Source organism: Streptomyces akebiae (genome assembly GCF_019599145.1).
Taxonomy (GTDB): Bacteria; Actinomycetota; Actinomycetes; order Streptomycetales; family Streptomycetaceae; genus Streptomyces; species Streptomyces akebiae.
Genome location: NZ_CP080647.1, coordinates 2,676,401 through 2,696,468 on the forward strand (window position 1 = coordinate 2,676,401; position 20,068 = coordinate 2,696,468).

Annotated in this window: 19 protein-coding genes; 6 read left to right on the top strand and 13 right to left on the bottom strand. The window is 71.5% G+C overall.

Annotated elements, in window-relative coordinates; all coding sequences use genetic code 11:
- A complete protein-coding gene (dut, locus tag K1J60_RS11525; protein ID WP_220646146.1) occupies positions 1 to 540 on the bottom strand; it encodes a dUTP diphosphatase in 540 nt (179 codons plus the stop codon).
- Positions 537 to 1,121, bottom strand: a complete 585-nt coding sequence (locus K1J60_RS11530; protein ID WP_220646147.1) for a PaaI family thioesterase — start codon at positions 1,119 to 1,121, stop codon at positions 537 to 539. The genes dut and K1J60_RS11530 overlap by 4 nt, the downstream gene beginning before the upstream one ends.
- A 113-nt stretch (positions 1,122 to 1,234) precedes the next feature.
- On the opposite strand from K1J60_RS11530, the gene K1J60_RS11535 reads away from it, so the two are divergent.
- Entirely contained in the window at positions 1,235 to 1,699 is a 465-nt protein-coding gene (locus K1J60_RS11535) for a DUF3093 domain-containing protein (RefSeq protein ID WP_033525188.1), read from the top strand.
- Between the two features lie 237 nt (positions 1,700 to 1,936).
- On the opposite strand, the gene K1J60_RS11540 is transcribed toward K1J60_RS11535, so the two are convergent.
- The 4 genes from K1J60_RS11540 to K1J60_RS11555 form a co-directional block, all read right to left on the bottom strand.
- Positions 1,937 to 2,896, bottom strand: coding sequence for a hypothetical protein (locus tag K1J60_RS11540; protein ID WP_220646148.1), 960 nt, complete (start codon positions 2,894 to 2,896; stop codon positions 1,937 to 1,939).
- A gap of 13 nt (positions 2,897 to 2,909) precedes the next feature.
- A complete protein-coding gene (locus tag K1J60_RS11545) occupies positions 2,910 to 3,206 on the bottom strand; it encodes a DUF4193 domain-containing protein (protein ID WP_005481602.1) in 297 nt (98 codons plus the stop codon).
- 404 nt (positions 3,207 to 3,610) lie between these two features.
- On the bottom strand, positions 3,611 to 4,864 hold the full coding sequence (locus K1J60_RS11550) for a sensor histidine kinase (protein WP_220646149.1): 1,254 nt from the start codon (positions 4,862 to 4,864) through the stop codon (positions 3,611 to 3,613).
- A 6-nt stretch (positions 4,865 to 4,870) separates the two neighbouring features.
- Positions 4,871 to 5,524, bottom strand: a complete 654-nt coding sequence (locus K1J60_RS11555; protein WP_009340866.1) for a response regulator transcription factor — start codon at positions 5,522 to 5,524, stop codon at positions 4,871 to 4,873.
- 414 nt (positions 5,525 to 5,938) lie between these two features.
- Here K1J60_RS11555 and K1J60_RS11560 point away from each other — a divergent pair, with 414 nt between their 5' ends.
- Positions 5,939 to 6,112 (top strand): hypothetical protein, encoded by a 174-nt coding sequence (locus tag K1J60_RS11560; RefSeq protein WP_192829560.1) that lies wholly within the window; start codon positions 5,939 to 5,941, stop codon positions 6,110 to 6,112.
- Positions 6,113 to 6,221: 109 nt separating this feature from the next.
- Here the strand turns inward: K1J60_RS11560 and K1J60_RS11565 are convergent, their stop codons facing one another.
- Both K1J60_RS11565 and K1J60_RS11570 read right to left on the bottom strand, forming a co-directional pair.
- Positions 6,222 to 7,040, bottom strand: a complete 819-nt coding sequence (locus tag K1J60_RS11565; protein WP_220646150.1) for an inositol monophosphatase family protein — start codon at positions 7,038 to 7,040, stop codon at positions 6,222 to 6,224.
- 8 nt (positions 7,041 to 7,048) lie between these two features.
- Positions 7,049 to 8,179: a ferrochelatase gene (locus K1J60_RS11570; protein ID WP_220646151.1), complete on the bottom strand. Its 1,131-nt coding sequence runs from the start codon at positions 8,177 to 8,179 to the stop codon at positions 7,049 to 7,051.
- A 150-nt stretch (positions 8,180 to 8,329) separates the two neighbouring features.
- Here K1J60_RS11570 and K1J60_RS11575 point away from each other — a divergent pair, with 150 nt between their 5' ends.
- The 3 genes from K1J60_RS11575 to sepH all read left to right on the top strand — a co-directional run bounded on the left by K1J60_RS11575 (position 8,330) and on the right by sepH (position 12,274).
- On the top strand, positions 8,330 to 9,571 hold the full coding sequence (locus tag K1J60_RS11575) for an MFS transporter (protein WP_220646152.1): 1,242 nt from the start codon (positions 8,330 to 8,332) through the stop codon (positions 9,569 to 9,571).
- Positions 9,531 to 10,850 (top strand): D-arabinono-1,4-lactone oxidase, encoded by a 1,320-nt coding sequence (locus K1J60_RS11580; protein WP_220646153.1) that lies wholly within the window; start codon positions 9,531 to 9,533, stop codon positions 10,848 to 10,850. The genes K1J60_RS11575 and K1J60_RS11580 overlap by 41 nt, the downstream gene beginning before the upstream one ends.
- A gap of 401 nt (positions 10,851 to 11,251) precedes the next feature.
- Positions 11,252 to 12,274 (top strand): septation protein SepH, encoded by a 1,023-nt coding sequence (sepH, locus tag K1J60_RS11585; RefSeq protein ID WP_220646154.1) that lies wholly within the window; start codon positions 11,252 to 11,254, stop codon positions 12,272 to 12,274.
- Between the two features lie 148 nt (positions 12,275 to 12,422).
- Here the strand turns inward: sepH and K1J60_RS11590 are convergent, their stop codons facing one another.
- The gene (locus K1J60_RS11590) at positions 12,423 to 13,250 is read right to left on the bottom strand and encodes a sulfurtransferase (protein WP_220646155.1); all 828 of its coding nucleotides are present in this window, start codon (positions 13,248 to 13,250) and stop codon (positions 12,423 to 12,425) included.
- Positions 13,251 to 13,569: 319 nt separating this feature from the next.
- Here K1J60_RS11590 and K1J60_RS11595 point away from each other — a divergent pair, with 319 nt between their 5' ends.
- On the top strand, positions 13,570 to 14,397 hold the full coding sequence (locus K1J60_RS11595; protein WP_220646156.1) for a VOC family protein: 828 nt from the start codon (positions 13,570 to 13,572) through the stop codon (positions 14,395 to 14,397).
- A gap of 37 nt (positions 14,398 to 14,434) precedes the next feature.
- Here K1J60_RS11595 and K1J60_RS11600 read toward each other — a convergent pair whose 3' ends face one another.
- The 4 genes from K1J60_RS11600 to K1J60_RS11615 form a co-directional block, all read right to left on the bottom strand.
- Positions 14,435 to 15,082 (bottom strand): thymidine kinase, encoded by a 648-nt coding sequence (locus K1J60_RS11600; RefSeq protein ID WP_220646157.1) that lies wholly within the window; start codon positions 15,080 to 15,082, stop codon positions 14,435 to 14,437.
- 79 nt (positions 15,083 to 15,161) lie between these two features.
- Positions 15,162 to 16,349 (bottom strand): alkaline phosphatase family protein, encoded by a 1,188-nt coding sequence (locus tag K1J60_RS11605; protein ID WP_220646158.1) that lies wholly within the window; start codon positions 16,347 to 16,349, stop codon positions 15,162 to 15,164.
- Positions 16,349 to 16,936, bottom strand: coding sequence for a DUF5998 family protein (locus tag K1J60_RS11610; protein ID WP_220646159.1), 588 nt, complete (start codon positions 16,934 to 16,936; stop codon positions 16,349 to 16,351). Before K1J60_RS11610 ends, K1J60_RS11605 begins: the two co-directional genes overlap by 1 nt.
- A gap of 96 nt (positions 16,937 to 17,032) precedes the next feature.
- A complete protein-coding gene (locus K1J60_RS11615) occupies positions 17,033 to 20,035 on the bottom strand; it encodes a bifunctional acetate--CoA ligase family protein/GNAT family N-acetyltransferase (RefSeq protein ID WP_220646160.1) in 3,003 nt (1,000 codons plus the stop codon).
- Positions 20,036 to 20,068 lie beyond the last annotated feature (33 nt).

Consider the following 20,068-nt stretch of genomic DNA (forward strand, 5'->3'; position numbering starts at 1 on the left):
TCACTGTCCTTCCCGGTCGGATACGACCGAAGCGTATCGATTCCCACCCGTTGTGCCGCTTGTGCTGCTTGCGCCGTCCACGGCGGCATGACCACCGGTGGACCCGAAGCCCCCCTCGGCCCGCGCCGAGTCGGGAAGCTCCGCCACCTCGTGGAAGCGCACCTTCTCGACCTGCTGGACGACCAGTTGGGCAATCCGGTCGAAGCGCTCGAACCGTACGGCTTCATACGGGTCGAGATTCACCACGATCACCTTGATCTCCCCACGGTACCCGGCATCAACCGTCCCCGGGGCATTCACCAGGGCGACGCCGCAGCGGGCGGCGAGACCGGAGCGTGGGTGCACGAAGGCCGCGTACCCCTCGGGGAGCGCGATGGACACTCCCGTGGGCAGTACGGCCCGTTCGCCGGGCTTCAACTCCCGGCTCTCCGTGGTGCGCAGATCGGCGCCCGCGTCGCCGGGCCGCGCGTAGTCCGGCAGCGGCACGTCGGGGTCGACGCGCCGGATCAGGACGTCGAGAGGGGGACGTCCGCCGCTCACGGGTTCACCTCGAAGGCACGCGCCCGCCGGACCTGGTCCGGGTCGTTCATGGCCGCCTGGATCTCCTCCTCGCGACCGTGGTCGATGAAGTGGTCGACCTTGACCTCGACGAAGAGCGCGTCGGCGCGGACGGCGAGCGGTCCGTCGGGGCTGCCGACGCGTCCCTCGGCGGTCGCGAAGATCTTCCGCCCGGCCACCGCCGTGACCTCGGCCCTCAGATGCAGCACGGTGCCCACGGGGACGGGCCGCATGAAGTCGGTCTCCAGCCGTCCGGTCACCGCGATGGTGCGCAGCAGCCAGTTGAGGGAGCCGAGGGTCTCGTCGAGGGCGCTGGCCAGGACCCCGCCGTGGGCGAGCCCCGGGGCGCCCTGGTGCGCGGGCCGTACGGTGAACTCGGCGGTGAGAGTGACGCCTTCACCGGCCCTCGCCTCCAGGTGCAGCCCGTGGGGCTGCTCGTCGCCACAGCCGAAACACTGCCCGTAGTGTGCGCCGAGCAGCTCACCCGGGGCGGGTGCCTCGGGATGGCGTACGGGCGCCGTGGCGTCCGCCGGGGGCCGCAGGGCCGCGGAAGTACCTCTCACAGCCGCAGACCTTACCCGTCCGTCAGCGTCCGGCCATCGCCCCTGCGGGCAGGGTTTCCCCTCGGACGCCCCTACTTCCGGGGCCGGAGGGTCCGCATGCCAAGCTTGACGCCATGCAGCTCTCCGTCCCGCCGTACGAAGAACGCCTCACCGCTCCCCGCACCTGGTGGCTCGTCTGCTTCCTGGTCGGCGTCTCGATGGCCCTCATCCTGCTGCCGTTCGGCACGCTCCCCCTCCTGGGCGGCCTCGCCGGCGGAACCGCGGTCGCGGCGGTCGTCACCAGCTCGTACGGCTCGGTCCGGATCCGCGTCGTGGGCGACTCCCTGATCGCGGGCGAGGCGAAGATCCCGGTGAGCGCCCTCGGCGAACCGGAGATCCTGGACCGGGAGGAGGCACAGGCCTGGCGCACCCACAAGGCCAACCCCCACGCCTTCATGCTCCTGCGCGCCTACATCCCGACGGCCCTCCGCATCCCGATCACCGATCCGACGGACCCGACCCCGTACGTCTACTTGTCGACCCGGGAGCCGGAGCGCGTGGTCGCGGCCCTGGAAGCGGCGAAGAAGACGGCTGCGTAGCGCACGGCCTGGCCGGTCGGCGGCACGGCGCGTCGCCGGCCGCCCGGCGACGTGTAACAGCTCTCACCCGACCCGTCACCCACCGAGAAGTGCCCCGCCGCCGAGCCATTGCCTGCCGGCCGCGGCGGCGATCAGCCCCGGCGGCGCATTCCTGGCGGCGCATTCCCGGTGGCACCGGACACGGGCGCGCTCGATCACCGCTCACCCGCGCCCGCCCGGCGATCGGCGGCCCGCGGCTCAGCCCCCGCCGAGTTCCTCCGGCAGTTCCCCCACCGTCAGGGGATCTACCGGCTTCTCCAGCGGCGGCAGTTCCGGCAGCGCCTCCCACGGCACCTGCATACGCCGCAGGTCCTTACGGATCCGCTCGGCGAGGTGCTTGGTGTCCCGGCGGTTCATGACCGCCCCGACCGCGGCGCCGACCAGGAACGGCATCAGGTTCGGCAGGTTCCGCACCATCCGTTTCATGATCTGCTGCCGCAGCTGCCGCTTCATCTGCCCGCCGAGCGCCGAGTTGATCGTCGCCGGCTTGGTCACGTCGATCCCGCGCTCGCCGGACCAGGAGTCCAGATAGGCGGTGCTGCGCTGCCGCAGATTTCCGGGCGGCCGCACCCCGTACACCTCGTGCAGCTCGGCGATGAGCTTCAGCTCGATCGCGGCGACGCCGGTGATCTCGGCGGCCAGCTCCGCGGGCATGGCGGGCGGCGCCGGCAGCATCGCGGCGGCCCCGACCCCCGCGCCCACCGTGGAGGACGCGTTGGCGGCCCCCGCCACCAGCTTGTCGGCGATCTGCTCGGGCCCCAGCCCCGGGAACTGGGCGCGCAGAGTCGCGAGATCGCGTACGGGGATCCGCGGGGCGATCTCGATGAGGCGGTCGGTGATGTACGCGAGCCCCGCTCGGGCCCGGTCACCGCTCTTGCGGGCCCCGACCTTGAGGCCCTGTTTCACTCCGTCCCGGACGGCGGCGACGGCGGCCGCACGCCGTCTGGCGACCGGCGCCGGATTCTCCACCGGAACGGGCAGGCGTCCCTGCTCGTCCGTGGCGCTCCCCGACGCCGTGCCGGACGCACGTTCGAGCGAGGCCGCTCCCTGTTCGGAGGAGCCCCGCTCGTCGTCACGCACGCCGTCGGAGCCGTCGTACGGCTCCTGGTCCGCCCCCTTGCGGGAGCGGCGCTTCCAAGGAGGGGTCGAGCCAGTCACGGCCGACCCTGCCTCAGTCGCAGTCGCGGCAGATCGGCTGACCGTTCTTCTCGCGGGCCAGCTGGCTGCGGTGGTGCACCAGGAAGCAGCTCATGCAGGTGAACTCGTCCTGCTGCTTGGGCAGCACCCGGACGGCCAGCTCCTCGTTCGAGAGGTCGGCCCCGGGCAGTTCCAGGCCTTCGGCAGCCTCGAACTCGTCTACGTCCACGGCGGAAGTCGACTTGTCGTTCCGGCGAGCCTTGAGCTCTTCCAGGCTGTCCGAGTCGACGTCGTCGTCGGTCTTGCGTGGGGTGTCGTAATCCGTTGCCATGTCGCTCTCCCCCTCTGGGTGTCTGCGGTGTCTCCAGCGCACGTAACGCGTGAGAGGCCGGACTTGTGCCCGACCTGAGGCGGAGATTTTGCCTCACATCAAGGTCTGTTACTCAATCGACACCCAACCGGACTCCCCATGAGTGATCGGCTTGGATGGCGAACGGGACCGTACACGGTCCTAAGGCTGCATATCAAAGGCGCCTCAGCATGTACTTCCCGTGATCTCAACCCCCGAAAACCCGGATTTTCCCGGCTTTACGGCGGCCACATGATCACGCTCGGTAGATGGCTGGAAAATCGCCCATGTGATCGATCACACATCGGTCGTGCACGACCGTTTCGATCAGGCCCCCGGGAAATTCCGCGCAAAGCGAACACGTCTCGGAACCGGGGGTCATGGTCTCAGACCGGCAGGGTCACTCGCATCACCAGCCCACCTCCCTCGCGTGGCCGGGCGGCGATGTGGCCGCCATGGGCGCGGGCCACGGACCGGACGATCGACAGGCCGAGGCCCACCCCCTTGTCGCTGCCCGTGCGTTCCGTACGCAGCCGCCGGAACGGCTCGAAAAGGTTGTCGATCTCGTACGCCGGGACCACGGGCCCGGTGTTCGTGACCACCAGCAGGGCCTGTCCGTGCTGCAGCTCCGTGGTGACCTCCACCCAACCGCCCGCCCCCTGCACGTTGTACCGGACGGCGTTCTGGACGAGGTTCAGGGCGATCCGCTCCAGCAGGACGCCGTTGCCCTGGACGACCGCCGGGGCCCGCTCGCCGCGGATCTCCACCTTCTTCGCGTCCGCCTCGGAGCGCACCTGGTCGATGGCCTGGGAGGCCACCTCGGCGAGGTCCACCGGCTTGCGCTCGACGATCTGGTTGTCGCTGCGGGCCAGCAGGAGCAGCCCCTCGACGAGCTGCTCGCTGCGCTCGTTGGTGGCCAGCAGCGTCTTGCCCAGCTGTTGCAGTTCGGTCGGGGCGTTCGGGTCGGAGAGGTGGACCTCCAGGAGCGTGCGGTTGATCGCGAGCGGCGTCCTCAGCTCGTGCGAGGCGTTCCCGACGAAGCGCTGCTGGGCCGTGAAGGCCCGTTGCAGCCGCTCCAGCATCTCGTCGAAGGTGTCCGCGAGCTCCTTCAGCTCGTCGTCCGGGCCGTCCAGCTCGATGCGGCGGGACAGGTCCGAGCCGGCCACCGCGCGCGCGGTGCGGGTGATCCGGCCCAGCGGCGCGAGCACCCGGCCCGCCATCGCGTACCCGAAGGCGAAAGCGATCACGGCGAGCCCGAGCAGGGCCAGCAGGGACCGGCTGAGCAGGGTGTCCAGGGCGACCTGGCGCTGGGCGTCGATGCAGTCGGAGATGGCGGCGTTGAAGTCCGCCAGCCGCACATTGGTCGAGCCGGCGACCGCGGGGCACTTCTCGCTGGTGACACTGATGTCCGTGCCGCCCACGATCTTGAACAGCGGCGCGTTTCCCGTGTTCACGGCCTGGGCGGCCAGCAGGTAGATGATCGACAGCAGCAGGATCCCGGCGATGAGGAACATGCCGCCGTACAGCAGCGTGAGCCGTATCCGGATGGTCGGGCGCAGCCACGGGAGCGGGTTCTGGGGCCGCCTGGGGTCCCAGGTGGGTTTCGGGGGCGCCAGCGGGGGCGCGGGGGTCGTGGCCATGGCGGATCAGATTCGGTAGCCGGAACCGGGCACGGTGACGATGACCGGCGGTTCGCCGAGCTTGCGGCGCAGTGTCATGACCGTCACGCGTACGACGTTGGTGAACGGGTCGGTGTTCTCGTCCCAGGCCTTCTCCAGGAGCTGCTCCGCAGAGACGACCGCGCCCTCGCTGCGCATCAGCACCTCCAGGACCGCGAACTCCTTCGGCGCGAGCTGGACCTCCTTGCCGTCGCGGAAGACCTCGCGGCGGTTCGGGTCGAGCTTGATGCCCGCGCGCTCCAGGACGGGCGGCAGCGGCACGCTCGTACGCCGGCCGAGGGCCCGCACGCGTGCGATGAGCTCGCTGAACGCGAAGGGCTTGGGCAGGTAGTCGTCGGCGCCGATCTCCAGGCCCTCGACACGGTCGCTGACGTCGCCGGACGCGGTGAGCATCAGCACGCGCGTGGGCAGGCCGAGCTCGACGAGCTTGCGGCAGACGTCGTCGCCGTGGACCAGCGGGAGGTCGCGGTCCAGGACGACCACGTCGTAGTCGTTGACGCCGATGCGTTCCAGGGCGGCCGCACCGTCGTACACGACGTCGACGGCCATGGCCTCCCGGCGCAGTCCGGTGGCCACCGCATCGGCGAGCAGCTGCTCGTCCTCGACGACGAGTACGCGCACGTCGCTTGTCCTTCCTCTGTCCACCCGCGTAGCGCGTCACAGGCGCGCATGGGCAGGGTGTTCGTGGGTGTGTGACCTCCATCCTGCCTTTTTCGGCCGTAAGTCGGCTGTAAGACGACCCACGGCAGGAAAGGCGGAGGCACTCGGGCGGGAATGCGGGACTTTTTCGTCCGGTTGAGGTTTCCATCGGAGAGACCGGGGGGAGGACGGCTTTACACCCCGCGATCACGCTCTGCTTGTGCCGCACCACCATGCGGTACGGGTGATCCGCTTTTCCGCAGAGTGGGCGTGGGTGTCCGGCACCGTCGCCGCCCGGCCGGGGTGGCGCTGGGCATCCACAGGAGACGTGATCGCCCCTTCCGAACGGCACACCCCCGTGCCAACGACCCACGACCCAGGACGAGGGGGCGCAGCATGGACGCATTCACCGCAGGACTTCTGCAGCGCATAAGGGCGACCGAGTCCGACCTGACCAGGGCTCGCGACGAGGGCGACGACTTCCTCGTCGAGGTGGAGCAGGGCGAACTCGACGACCTGCGCCGCCTCGCCGCCGACCACGGTGTGGAGGTCGGCGCGTACAGCGTCTGATCCACGGCCCGCGCGCACGAAAATCAAGACCCCGGCAATCCAGGCCGGGGTCTTGTTTTTTCGGGGCTCGGTTCGCCGCCGGGGCGCGGCTCACTCGCCTTGGGCGCCCTCAGTCGTGCCAGGCGCCCAAGGCGTCCAGGCGGGTCTGGAGCGCCTCGAAGAGGCCCGGTGGGGCCGCGATGGTCAGGTCGGTCGAGAGGGGCTCTCCGGGGCGGCCACCGGTCAGGGCGCCCGCCTCCCGGGCGATGACGTCGCCCGCCGCGTAGTCCCAGGGGTTCAGACCTCGCTCGTAGTACGCGTCCAGGCGGCCCACGGCCACGTCGCAGAGGTCGATCGCGGCCGAGCCGCCGCGCCGGATGTCCCGGACGTGGGGGATCAGCTCGCGCAATACGTCGGCCTGCTTGGCCCGGCGCTCGGCAAGGTAGCCGAAGCCGGTGCCGACGAGGGCCAGCTCCGCCTCCGGAGCGGGTCGCACGCGCACGGGGCGGTCGTTCAGGAAGGCGCCCTCGCCGAGGACGGCCCGGAAGGTCTCGCCGCGCACCGGGGCGTGGACCACGCCCACGACCGTCTCGCCGTCCACCCGGACGGCGATGGAGACGGCCCAACTGGGCAGTCCGTAGAGGTAGTTGACGGTGCCGTCGAGGGGGTCTATCACCCACTGGACACCGCTGCTGCCCTCGACGCTGGCGCCCTCCTCGCCGAGCACGCCGTCGTGCGGCCTGCGCTCGGCCAGCAGACCGGTGATCAGCTTCTCGGAGGCGATGTCCATCTCGGTGACGACGTCGACCGCGCTGGACTTGGTGGCGGCGACGCCCAGATCGGCGGGCCGCCCGTCGCGCAGGAAGTCCCCCGCGCGGCGGGCGGCGTCCAGGGCGATCTCCAGAAGTTCGGCCTTCAGGCCGGCCGGACGCTCGGGCTGGTCGGTCACGGTGCTCCTCACGCGTACGGGCTGTCGGCGCCCGCGGCGGCGGGCTGCGGGGTCCTGGCCGGGCAGCAGCCGACCGGGCACAGGTTGTGGCTCGCGCCGAGCGTGCCGAGCGCGCAGGGGGTGACCGCGTCCTCGCCGCGCTCGACCGCCGCTCGCTCCAGGACCAGGTCGCGGATCGCGGCGGCGAACCGGGGGTCGGCGCCCACCGTGGCCGAGCGGCGGACCGGCAGGCCCAGTTCCTCGCCCTTGGCCATGGCCTCGGTGTCCAGGTCGTACAGGACCTCCATGTGGTCCGAGACGAACCCGATGGGTGCCATCACGACGGCCGGGACGCCGGCCGCGTGCCGCTCCTCCAGGTGGTCGCAGATGTCCGGCTCCAGCCAGGGAATGTGCGGGGCGCCGGAACGGGACTGGTAGACGAGCTGCCAGGGGTACTCGACACCGGTCCGCTCGCGCACGGCGTCGGCGATGAGCTTCGCGACGTCGAGGTGCTCCGCGACGTACGCGCCGCCGTCCCCGTGGTCCTCGACCGGGCCGGAGCTGTCCGCCGAGGCGTTCGGGATGGAGTGCGTGCAGAAGGCGAGGTGCGCGCCGTCGCGGACGTCCTCGGGAAGGTCGGCGAGCGACTCCAGGACGCCGTCGATCATGGGGTCCAGGAAGCCGGGGTGGTTGAAGTAGTGCCGGATCTTGTCGATCCTCGGCAGCTCCAGGCCCTCGGCCTCCAGCGCGGCGAGCGAGTCGGCCAGGTTCTCGCGGTACTGGCGGCAGCCCGAGTACGAGGCGTACGCGCTGGTGGCGAGGACCAGGATGCGGCGGCGGCCGTCGGCGACCATCTCGCGCAGGGTGTCGGTCAGATAGGGCGCCCAGTTGCGGTTGCCCCAGTAGATCGGCAGGTCCAGGCCGTGCTCGGCGAAGTCCTTGCGGAGGGCGTCCAGCAGGGCGCGGTTCTGGGCGTTGATGGGGCTGACCCCGCCGAACAGGAAGTAGTGCTGCCCGACCTCCTTGAGGCGCTCCTTGGGGATGCCGCGACCCCGTGTCACGTTCTCCAGGAACGGGACCACGTCGTCCGGGCCTTCCGGGCCGCCGAAGGAGAGCAGGAGCAGGGCGTCGTAGGGGGTGGCGTCGTGCGCGTGTGGCATGTCTCCGATCCTGCCACCCGGCACCGACGTGCGGGATCCCGGCCCATCCCCGCAGATGACTTAGGGTTACCTCACTCGTAAGCTGTATCGACGGAGTTCGCGCCTTACGAGGAACTCACCTCTCCGCTTACCGGAACGACCGGAGCCCCCGTGCCCAGCCCCTACACCGCCCTGTTCGCCACCCCCGGCACCAAGGGCTTCACCGCCGCGGGTCTCCTCGGCCGGATGCCGCTGTCCATGATGGGCATCGGCGTGGTCACGATGATCTCCCAGCTCACCGGCCGCTACGGCCTGGCCGGCGCGCTCTCGGCGACCATCGCGCTGTCCGCCGCGGTGCTCGGCCCGCAGATCTCGCGCCTGGTGGACCAGTACGGGCAGCGGCGGGTGCTGCGCCCGGCGACCCTGGTGGCGCTGGCCGCCGCCGCGGGACTTCTGGTCGCCGCCCACTACGGCTGGCCGGACTGGGTGCTGTACCTCTGCTCGGCCGGCATCGGTTGTGTACCGAGTCTCGGGGCGATGACCCGGGCGCGCTGGGCGGCCCTCTACCGGGACACCCCGCGACTGCACACCGCGTACTCCTTCGAGTCGGTCCTCGACGAGGTGTGCTTCATCTTCGGGCCGATCATCTCCATCGGGCTGTCCACGGCGTGGTTCCCGGAGGCCGGACCGCTGCTCGCCGCCTGCTTCCTCGCGGCCGGCGTCTTCTGGCTGACCGCCCAACGCGCCACCGAACCGGCGCCGCACCCGCGCGAGCGGGACGACAAGGGGCGATCGGCGCTGCGCTCACCCGGGCTGCAGGTCCTGGTGGCGACGTTCGTGGCGACGGGAGCGATCTTCGGAGCCGTAGACGTGGTCACCGTGGCCTTCGCCGAGGAGCGGGGCCACAAGGCCGCCGCGAGCGTGGTCCTCGCCCTCTACGCGACCGGTTCCTGCGCCGCGGGCATCGTGTTCGGGCTGTTGCGCTTCTCCGGGGCGGCGGAACGTCGATGGCTGCTGGGCGTGTGCGGCATGGCCGTGAGTATGATCCCCCTCCTACTGGTCGGAAACTTGCCGTTTCTGGCCGTGGCGCTCTTCGTGGCGGGCCTGTCCATCGCACCCACGATGATCACGACGATGTCCCTCATCGAAGAGCACGTACCACGCACGCAACTGACCGAGGGCATGACCTGGGTGGGCACCGGGCTCGCGGTCGGGGTCGCGCTCGGGTCCTCGGTCTCCGGCTGGGTGATCGACGCGGCCGGGGCGAAGGCGGGGTACGTGGTTCCGGCTGCGTCCGGAGCCGTCGCGGTCGCGGTCGGTTTTCTCGGGTACCGCCGGCTGCGCAGGCCGGCTCCAAGGCGGGGAGGGCCCCATGAGCACCACAGTGATCGGGAAGAGCGGCACGTGGCGTAACTGGGCGGGGAACGTCACCGCCCGCCCCGTACGGGAGGTCACCCCGGCCACCGTCGAGGAACTCGCCGCGGCCGTACGGCAGGCGGCCGAGGACGACCTCCGGGTGAAGGCCGTCGGGACGGGCCACTCCTTCACCGCGGCCGCCGCGACCGACGGCGTGCTGATCCGCCCTCAACTGCTGACGGGCATACGCAAGATCGACCGTGAGGCCATGACCGTCACGGTCGCCGCCGGCACTCCGCTCAAGAGGCTCAACCTGGCGCTCGCGCGTGAGGGGCTCTCGCTCACGAACATGGGCGACATCATGGAGCAGACGGTCTCCGGCGCGACCAGCACCGGCACCCACGGCACCGGCCGCGACTCGGCCTCGATCGCCGCCCAGATCCGTGGGCTCGAACTGGTCACCGCCGACGGCTCGGTGCTGACGTGTTCCGCGACGGAGAACCCCGACGTCTTCGCGGCCGCCCGTGTCGGCATCGGCGCCCTCGGCATCGTCACCGCGATCACCTTCGCCGTGGAGCCGATCTTCCTGCTCACGGCACGCGAGGAACCGATGCCGTTCGAGAGGGTGCTGGCCGAGTTCGACCAACTGCACGCCGAGAACGAGCACTTCGAGTTCTACTGGTTCCCGCACACCGGCAACACCAACACCAAGCGCAACAACCGCAGCGCGGGCCCCGAGAAGCCGGTGCCGCAGCTGAACAGCTGGTTCGAGGACGAGTTCCTCTCCAACGGCGTCTTCCAGGTGGCCAACTGGGTCGGCCAGGCGGTCCCCGCCACCATCCCGACGATCGCGCAGATCTCCAGCCGCGCCCTGTCCGCGCGGACCTACACCGACATCCCCTACAAGGTCTTCACTTCTCCGCGCCGAGTGCGGTTCGTGGAGATGGAGTTCGCCGTTCCCCGCGAGGCCGTGGTGGACACGCTGCGTGAACTCAAGGCGATGGTCGACCGTTCGAAGCTGCGCGTCAGCTTCCCCGTCGAGGTGCGCACCGCACCGGCCGACGACATCACGCTCTCCACCGCCTCGGGCCGCGAGAGCGCCTATGTCGCCGTGCACATGTTCAAGGGCACGCCCTATCAGGCGTACTTCACCGCCGCCGAGCGGATCTTCACCGCCCACGAGGGACGTCCGCACTGGGGAAAGGTGCACACGCGGGACACGGACTACTTCGCCAAGGTGTACCCCCGCTTCGGCGAGTTCACCGCGCTGCGTGACCGGCTCGACCCCCAACGGCGTTTCCAGAACGACTACTTGCGCCGAGTGCTCGGCGCGTAGCCGGGCGGGCGGTTCTGGTGACCATGTGAAGCACGTCCCTCCCGGGGTCACGAAATGGTCCGTTCCGGCCGCGGATCGACGTCTGTCGTGAGAAGTTGGGCGGCGTGCCGATCCACGCAAGTGGCCCGAATGGAGTACTGTTGCGAGCCCTGGGTCCGGACTCCCGCCAGGGTGTCCGGGGCCTTCGAGGACCGCCGGGAGGGGGATCGTTGCACAGGGTGATGAGGTTCGTCACTTAGCGTTGCGAATTGATAACCGTGCCATAACGGCGACCTCGGGCCCACGCCCGACACGCCGGGCAACTCGGCAAGGTTGTGGCAGGCTGCACCCGGGCAGGCCACACTCGACTAGCGGAAGCAGCGACGCACGTGACGTCGGCAGGCACCACCCGGGAGGTCCCCATGCCCGAACTGCGTGTCGTGGCCGTCTCCAATGACGGCACACGGCTGGTGCTGAAGGCTGCCGATTCCACGGAGTACACGCTTCCGATCGACGAACGGCTGCGTGCCGCCGTGCGCGGCGACCGTCCCCGCCTCGGTCAGATCGAGATCGAGGTGGAGAGCCATCTCCGCCCCCGTGACATCCAGGCGCGGATACGCGCGGGCGCCACGGCCGAGGAGGTCGCGCAGCTCGCCGGCATCCCCGTCGACCGGGTCCGCCGCTTCGAAGGTCCCGTTCTCGCCGAGCGCGCCTTCATGGCCGAGCGGGCGCGCAAGACGCCGGTCCGCCGGCCCGGCGAGAACGCCGCCGGGCCCCAGCTCGGCGAGGCCGTCCAGGAGCGACTGCTGCTGCGCGGCGCCGAGAAGGACACCGTCCAGTGGGACTCGTGGCGCCGCGACGACGGCACCTGGGAAGTGCTGTTGGTGTACTGCGTCGCGGGCGAACCGCACTCGGCGAGCTGGACGTACGACCCGCCCCGGCGGCTCGTCCAGGCCGTCGACGACGAGGCCCGTTCGCTGATCGGCGAGTCCGACGACCTCGGGACTCCCGAGCCGAGCTTCCCGTTCGTGCCGAGGATCGCGCGGCTGCCCCGTGACCGCCAGGCGGAACGTCCCGTCCTGCCGGCGCCGTCCGAGGCCGACGAGGAGATCGTGAGCGAGCGCGACTCGCTCACCAGCATCCTGGAGGCCGTCCCCAGCTACCGGGGCGACCTGGTGGTGCCCGAACTGCCCTCCGCCGAACCGCAGGAGGAGTCCGTCTCCGTCGAGGAAGTGGCGGAGGAGGAGTCCGCGGCCCCCGCGGCCTCGGCCGGTTCCGCCTACGCGGACGTCCTCATGCCGCGGTCGGTCAACGGCCACCGCGACCGTCTGATCGGCGCGACCGACCGCCAGGCCGAGGCGGACGGCGTCCGACCGGGGCGGCGCGCGGCGGTGCCGAGCTGGGACGAGATCGTGTTCGGGACGAGACGCAAGAAGCAGGAGTAGCGGGCCCACGGCGGTGGTGAGTCGGAGCGGTCACTCCTTCGCTCCGTCCAGCAGATCCGTTTCTCTCGGGTGCGGGATCGGTCATTCATACGTGTGTGGGGCCCACGTCGTTCAGACGTGGGCCCCACGGCATGCCGTCAGCGCCGGGTCACTGGGGGTCCGGTCCGGTGGCCACCGGACGGTCACCGTCCCGGGACCACTCCGACCACGAGCCCACGTACAGGGCCGCCGGGATGCCCGCCACGGCCAGCGCCAGCACCTGGTGGGCGCCGGAGACACCCGAGCCGCAGTACACGCCGACCTCGGAGTCGGGCCTCGCGCCAAGTCCCTTGAAGCGGTCGGTCAGTTCGGCGGCGGTCCGGAAGAGGCCGGATTCGGCCACGTTCTCCGTAGTCGGGGCCGACACCGCGCCCGGAATGTGCCCGCCGACCGGGTCGATGGGTTCCACATCGCCTCGGTAGCGTTCGGCGGCCCGCGCGTCCAGGAGCAGTCCGGTGCGGGCCAGCGCGGCGGCGCCGTCCGCGTCGAGCAGCGGCAGCGCGCCGGGGACGGGCTCGAAGGTACCGGGCGCGGGCTCCGGGATCTCGGCCGTCAGCTCGCCCGCCCAGGCCGCCAGACCGCCGTCCAGGACCCGTACCGAGGGGTGGCCGGCCCAGCGGAGCAGCCACCACGCCCGCGCGGCAGCCCAGTTGAGCCCGCCGTCATACACGACGACGGCACGGTCGGCGGAGACTCCGGCCGCCCGCATCGCCGTACCGAAGGCACCGATGTCGGGCAGCGGATGACGGCCGCCCGAGCCCGCCGGACCGGCGAGTTCGGCGTCCAGATCGACGAAGACGGCTCCCGGGATGTGCGCCTTCTCGTACTCGGGGCGCAGGTTCGGGCCGCCCAACTGCCAGCGGACGTCCAGGATCACCGGCGGGTGGTCGCCCGCCAGTTCGTTCGCGAGGTCGGGGGCCGAGATGATGGCGTTCATGGCCCCCATCCTCGCGCACGGGGTGGCCGCCTCGCCCGGCTCGGGCTACTCTGCCCGCCGGGCGGTGCCGATCACCGGGCGTACGGGATCGGGCACAAGCCGTACAACGGTGGACACACACTCCGGCGGCGCGGACGACGACCGGGATCGGCGAGCCGGGCTCCTCGCGTACCGACGGGTCGCGCGGCGGTGCAGCGCGGGCCCGTGACGCCACGGGTGGTGCGAGCATCGGCACGGGGCGTGACCGCGCGTGGACGCGGTACACGCGTACCGAGGGCGACGGACACGGCCACCGCGAGGGGCCGAGGAGAGAGTGACGATGACCGAGGCACGGGGGTCGGCCGGCCTGAACGGCGCGGTGTATCCACCGGGCACACCTTGCTGGGTGAGTCTGATGGTGCACGGGATGGCCACGACCCAGGAGTTCTACGGAGCGCTGTTCGGCTGGGAGTTCCAGCCCGGCCCCCAGCAGCTCGGCCCGTATGTGCGGGCACTGCTCGACGGGCGCCAGGTGGCGGGGATCGGTCAGCTGCCGCCCGACCGTCATCTCCCCATCGCCTGGACGCCGTACTTCGCCTCGGCCGACGCGGACCGGACGGCGGAGACGGTGCGGCACTGTGGCGGCACCGTCGGCGTGGGCCCGCTGGACGCCGGTGAGGCGGGCCGTCTGGTGATCGCCTCCGACCCCGCGGGCGCCGTGTTCGGCATCTGGCAGGCGGTGGAGCATCTCGGCGCGGACATCACCGGCGTCCCCGGCACGCCCGCCTGGGACGAACTCCTCACCGTCGACAGCTCGCTGGTCGCCAAGTTCTACGAGACGGCGTTCGGCTACGAGGAGGAGCCGGTGGTCTCCGCCGACCTCGACTACGTCACCCTGCGCATCGGGGGCCGTCCGGTGGCCGGCATCCATGGTGTCGGCAGCGCGCTCCCCCGTGACCGGGGCCCTCACTGGCTGACCTACTTCGAGGTGACCGACCCCGACGAGGCAGCCGATCGCGTCGTCGAACTCGGCGGCCATGTGCTCGAACCGGTCCGTGACACCCCTCATGGCCCGGTGGCGACCGTGGCCGACCCGGAGGGCGCGAAGTTCGCGGTGGTGCGCACGGAACACCGAGCCGCCGGCGGGGACGGTCGCACGGTCGGGTGAACCGGGGCGCGGGCCCGGGTCGCGACCGGCGTCGGGGTCAGGCCGTCTCGACCGGCAGGACGTCCGGGGAGAGGGCGCCCGCGTGAGCGGTGGCGGCCGTCATGCGGCGGCGGTGGTGACGGCGGCACAGGACCTCGTAGCCGATGTCGTCCGGCTGGTTGACGTCGCCGACGACGACCTGGGCACCCTCGACGACCATCTGACCGCCTATGGTGCGGGCGTTGTGGGTGGCGCGGGCGCCGCACCAGCACAGGGCCTCGACCTGGAGGACCTCGACGCGGTCGGCCAGCTCGACCAGACGCTGGGAGCCTGGGAAGAGCTTGGAGCGGAAGTCGGTCGTGATGCCGAAGGCGTAGACGTCCAGGCCCAGGTCGTCCACGACGCGGGCGAGTTGGTCGATCTGCCCCGGAGCGAGGAACTGGGCCTCGTCGGCGATCACATAGTCCGCGCGACGGCCCTGGGAGAGGTGGTCGACCAGGTACGCGTAGAGGTCCTGGCCGTCCTCGACCTCGACGGCGTCGGTGACCAGGCCCAGCCGCGACGACAGCTTGCCCTCACCGGCACGGTCGTCACGCGTGAAGATCATGCCCTGGAGTCCGCGCGCCGAGCGGTTGTGCTCTATCTGGAGCGCCAGCGTCGACTTCCCGCAGTCCATGGTTCCGGAGAAGAACACGAGCTCGGGCATGTTGAGTTGAGCACCTTTCGGCGAGGAGGGCGAGGTTCCGGATCCGGCGGGAGGGCGGGGTGAGCGGCGGCAGGACCTCTCAGGAGCGTACTTCGAGCAGCGGGACCAGCTGTTCGACGGGGGTCATCGAACCGTGGTTGCCGACCATCGCCGACTCCTTGGGCTCCCGCTCGGAGGCGACGATCAGGACGTCGTCATGGGCCGCCGCGACCACATCGCCCAAGCGGGCGTACACGCGTTCGTCGATGTGCGGGCCGAACCAGCCCGCCGCGATGGCCTCGTCGCGCGAGGCGATCCAGAACTGCTCGCCGAGCACCTCGCGCCAGCAGGTCAGGACGTCCGACTCGGCGCCCGGCACCGCGTACACATGGCGGGCCCGGCCCTCGCCGCCCAGCAGGGCGACCCCGGCACGCAACTCCCAGTCCTCGTCGAAGTCGATGCGGTGCTGCTCGTCGAACGGGATGTCGATCATGCCGTGGTCGGCGGTGACGTACAGGGCGGTGCGCGGCGGGAGTTGCTCGGCCAGACGCTGGACCAGCCGGTCGACGTGCATGAGCTGGCCGCGCCAGGCGTCGGAGTCGACACCGAAGCGGTGCCCCGCGCCGTCCAGCTCGGAGTAGTAGGTGTAGATCAAGGCGCGGTCCCCGGCGGACAGCTGCTCGGCGGCCAGGTCCATGCGGTCCTCGCCGGAGAGGCGGCCGTGGAAGGTGCCGCCGCTCAGCGCGATCTGGGTGAGCGGCGTGTTCTGGAAGGCCGGGGAGGTGACCTGGGCGGTGTGCACACCCGCCCGGTCGGCGAGCTGGAAGATCGTGGGGTACGGCTGCCACACCTTCGGCGACGTCCACGGCTGCCAGCGGAGCTGGTTCATCAGCTCCTGGGTCCGCGGGTCGCGGACCGTGTAACCGGGCAGTCCGTGCGCGCCCGGGGGCAGACCGGTGCCCACGGAGGCGAGGGAGGTCGCGGTGGTGGCCGGGTATCCCGCGGTGATGGGGCGGCCCGTGCCGCCGCGTGAGGACGCCAGCAGCGCCGTCAGGTAGGGCGCCTCGTCGGGGTGTGCCTTCAGCTGCTCCCAGCCCAGGCCGTCGACCAGGAAGACACACACGCGGTCGGCCGCCGTCAGTTCCGGTATCGAGGCGGTCGTACCGGGGACCCCCATGCCCGCCGCGACGGTGGGCATGAGGTCGGCGAGCGAGCCGACGCCGTACTCGGGGACGGGGGCGGAGCCGAGAGCCAGCGGTTCCGGGTGGTCCCAGGTGGGCAGCGCCATCAGCGGGTGGTGTCCGCGGTCGCCTCGGAGAGGGACTGGGCGAAGGCGAGGGCCTGGCGCACGGTCTCCGGGCCGTCACCGGCCTCGCTGACGCGCAGGCTGAGGTCGTCCGCCGTCGAGCTGCCCGTGTACCCGTGGTCCGCCTCACAGTTGGGGTCGCCGCAGGCGGCGGGCTCCAGGTCGATGCGCGAGACCGCACCCCAGCCGATGGTCAGGACGACCTCACGGGGCAGGGTGCCCGGGGTGTACGACTCGGGATTGGCGACGACCCGGCTGAGCACGACCGACGAGATCCGGCCGAGCTTCACCGACTCGGTCGACGTCGTGGCGTACGGCGTGGGCGACGTGGTGTCCGCGGCCTGCTCGTCGGTGTGGCTCACGATGAAGCGGTTGCCCGTGAGGACGAGGACGGTGACGTGCCTCCGCACCTCGTTCGCGTCGAACGTCGTCTCCTGGTGGACCAGGTACGACTTGATGGCCTCGCCGCCGACAGCGGCCTCCACCGCCTCGGCCACGAGGGCCGGGTAGTAGCCGCTGCGCTCGATCGCCGCACGCAGCCCCTGGGTCGTCGTACTGGTCTTGGCCATGACGTCCATCCTACGGTGGCGCACTGACTGCGAGGGACCGCTCTGCCGTCTCCGTTCTGTCGTGGACGGATCAATACGGGGGCCGTCTGCCGCGCCTCAGTACGCCGGCAGCGTCCTCGGGCCGAGGTCGTCGCGAGCGGGCGGGCGCGCGAGCCGGACGGTGGCGCCGAGCACGCTGAGGCCCTGCGGGGCGACGACGACGGGCTCCAGGGAGACCGCCACGACCTCGGGGTGGTCGTCGACCAGCCGCGACACCCGCAGCAGCAGCTCCTCCAGCGCCTCCGTGTCGACGGGGGCCGAGCCCCTCCAGCCGAAGAGGAGGGGTGCCGTCCGGATCGATCGGACCAGTGCGGCCGCGTCCCGCTCGGTGGCCGGAATCAGGCGGTGCGCCATGTCCCCGAGCAGCTGCGACGCGGGACCGGCGAGCCCGAACGAGAGCACCGCTCCGGCCGCCGGGTCCACCACGGTCCGCACGATCGTGTCGACCCCGCGCGGAGCCATGCCCTGCACGACCGGGCGCAGTTCGTCCGGCCCTCCGAAGAGGTCCGTCAACTCCGCGTACGTCCGACGCAGTTGCTCCTCGTCCGCCAGGTCGAGCCGTACGCCGCCCAGGTCGGCCCGGTGTCGCAGGTGCGGGGCGGTCGTCTTGAGGGCGACGGGATAGCCGATGAGCTGCGCCGCCTTCGCGGCCTCGTCGGGCGTCGGCGCGGGGCGCGCCTGCCACAGGCGAATGCCGTACCGCGCGAGCAGCGCGCCCGTCTCGTCCGCCCCGAGAGTGAGTCCCTCGCCGCTGGCCAGCAGCGCGTCGATCTGCTCGGCCGCCCCCTTCTCGTCGATGTCCTCGTACTCGGGCACCCGGCCCGGCTCCGCCGCCTCCCGCCGCCACTGGGCGTAGTTCACGGCTTCGGAGAGCGCCCGAACGGCCCGCTCGGCGGCGGGGTAGGCGGGGATGAGGCGGGAATCAGCCGACTCCGGAGGGGCCATCGCCCCGGCCTCGTCACCTGTACCTACGCCTGCACCCGTACCTGAACCGGCCGTGCCGGGACCTGTCATGTCCGGACCTGCCGCGCCGGGGCCTCCGGGGCTTGCCGCGCCGGCAGGCGACGATGTGTCCGCGCCCGTTCCTGCCGTCCTCGGGGTCGCTTCGGCCCCCTCGCTCTCCTCGGTGGGCGATCGGCGGAGCGGGTGGTCCGAGGCCGAGGGGCCGGGGGGCCTCTCGGTGGCGTGGGGTGCCGTGCTGGCCGCGGCGGACAACGCCTCCGCGAGCCCGCCCAACTCGACGTGGACGACCAGCACCGGCTTCGACGGGTTGGCGGCGGCAGCCGACCGCAGGGCCTCCGCCAGGGCCGCGTCCCCCGGAGACGTCTCCCCCAGCGCGGGTATCGCCGTCACCACCACCGCGTCGCACGAGTCGTCCGCCAGCGCCCTCGACAACGCCGCGTGGAAGTCCCCCGCCGAGGCCCCGGTCGTCAGATCCAGCGGCGGCAGCGGTCGCAACCCCTCGGAGAGACACGCGTCGTAGGTGAGCATCCCGAGCGACTCGGAGTTCCCCAGGATCGCCACCCGCGGCCCCGCCGGCAGCGGTTGCCGGGCCAGCAGCAACCCCGCGTCGACCAGTTCCGTGATCGTGTCGACCCGGATCACCCCTGCCTGCCGCAGCAGGGCGGACACGGTGGTGTGGGGCAGCTGGGTGGCGCGCACGGCATGACCCAGGGGCGCGGAGCCATGGCGCGCCCCCTGCACCACCACGAGCGGCTTGACCGCCGCCGTGCGTCGGGCGAGGCGGGTGAACTTGCGCGGGTTGCCGATGGACTCCAGGTACATCAGGACGACATCGGTGTCCGGGTCGTCGTACCAGTACTGGAGGACGTCGTTCCCGGACACGTCCGCGCGGTTGCCGGACGAGACGAACGTGGAGACGCCCGTGACCCCGGTGACCCCTCCCCCGCGCCGGTGCAGCCGGGAGAGCAGGGCGATCCCGATGGCGCCGGACTGGGCGAAGAGGCCGATGCGACCGGAGCGCGGTGTCTCGGGGGCGAGCGAGGCGTTGAGCCGTACGTCGAGGGCGGTGTTGATGATGCCGAAGGCGTTCGGCCCGATGATGCGCATGCCGTACGAGCGGGCCTGGCGCACCAGTTCGCGCTGGCGTTCGCGCCCGTCGGGCCCGCTCTCCGCGTATCCGGCGGAGACGACCACGAGGCCCTGCACACCGTGCTCGCCGCACTCGGCGACGACCTCGGGGACATGGGCGGCGGGGACGGCGACCACCGCGAGGTCGACGGGTCCCTCGATGTCGGTGACGGACCGGTGCGCGGGCACCCCGGCGAGTTCCTTCTCGTCCTCCCCGAGCGCCTTGTTGACCGCGTAGAGCCGCCCCGTGAAGCCCGCGTCCCGGAGGTTGGCGAGCACGCCGCGGCCCACTCCGCCCGGCGTGCGCCCGGCGCCGACGACCGCGACCGCGCCGGGGGCGAGCAGTCGCTGGACGGACCTGGCCTCGGCGCGCTGCTCCCGGGCGCGCTGGACGGCGAGGGAGCGGTCGGTGGGTTCCAGGTCGAACTCCAGCCGGACGACGCCGTCCTCGAAGCTGCGCTGCTGCTGGTACCCGGCGTCGGTGAACACCTTGATCATCTTGCTGTTGGCCGGCAGCACCTCGGCGGCGAAGCGTCTGATGTCGCGCTCGCGGGCGACGGCGGCGATGTGTTCGAGCAGGGCGGAGGCGACGCCGCGGCCCTGGTGGGCGTCCTGCACGAGGAAGGCGACCTCGGCCTCGTCGGCGGGGGCGGACGCGGGCATCCCGTCGGCGCCGATGCGGTCGTAGCGTACGGTGGCGATGAACTCGCCGCCGACCGTGGCGGCGAGCCCCACCCGGTCCACGAAGTCGTGGTGCGTGAAGCGGTGGACGTCCTTGGCGGACAGGCGAGGGTACGGCGCGAAGAAGCGGTAGTACTTCGACTCGTCCGAGACCTGCTCGTAGAAGCTGACGAGACGCTCGGCGTCATCAACGGTGATGGGCCTGATGCGTGCGGTGCCGCCGTCGCGCAGCACCACGTCGGCCTCCCAGTGGGCGGGGTACTCGTGCCGGTCCGACGAGGTCTGCATGGGCCCCAGAGTACGGCTCGCGTCCGACAACGG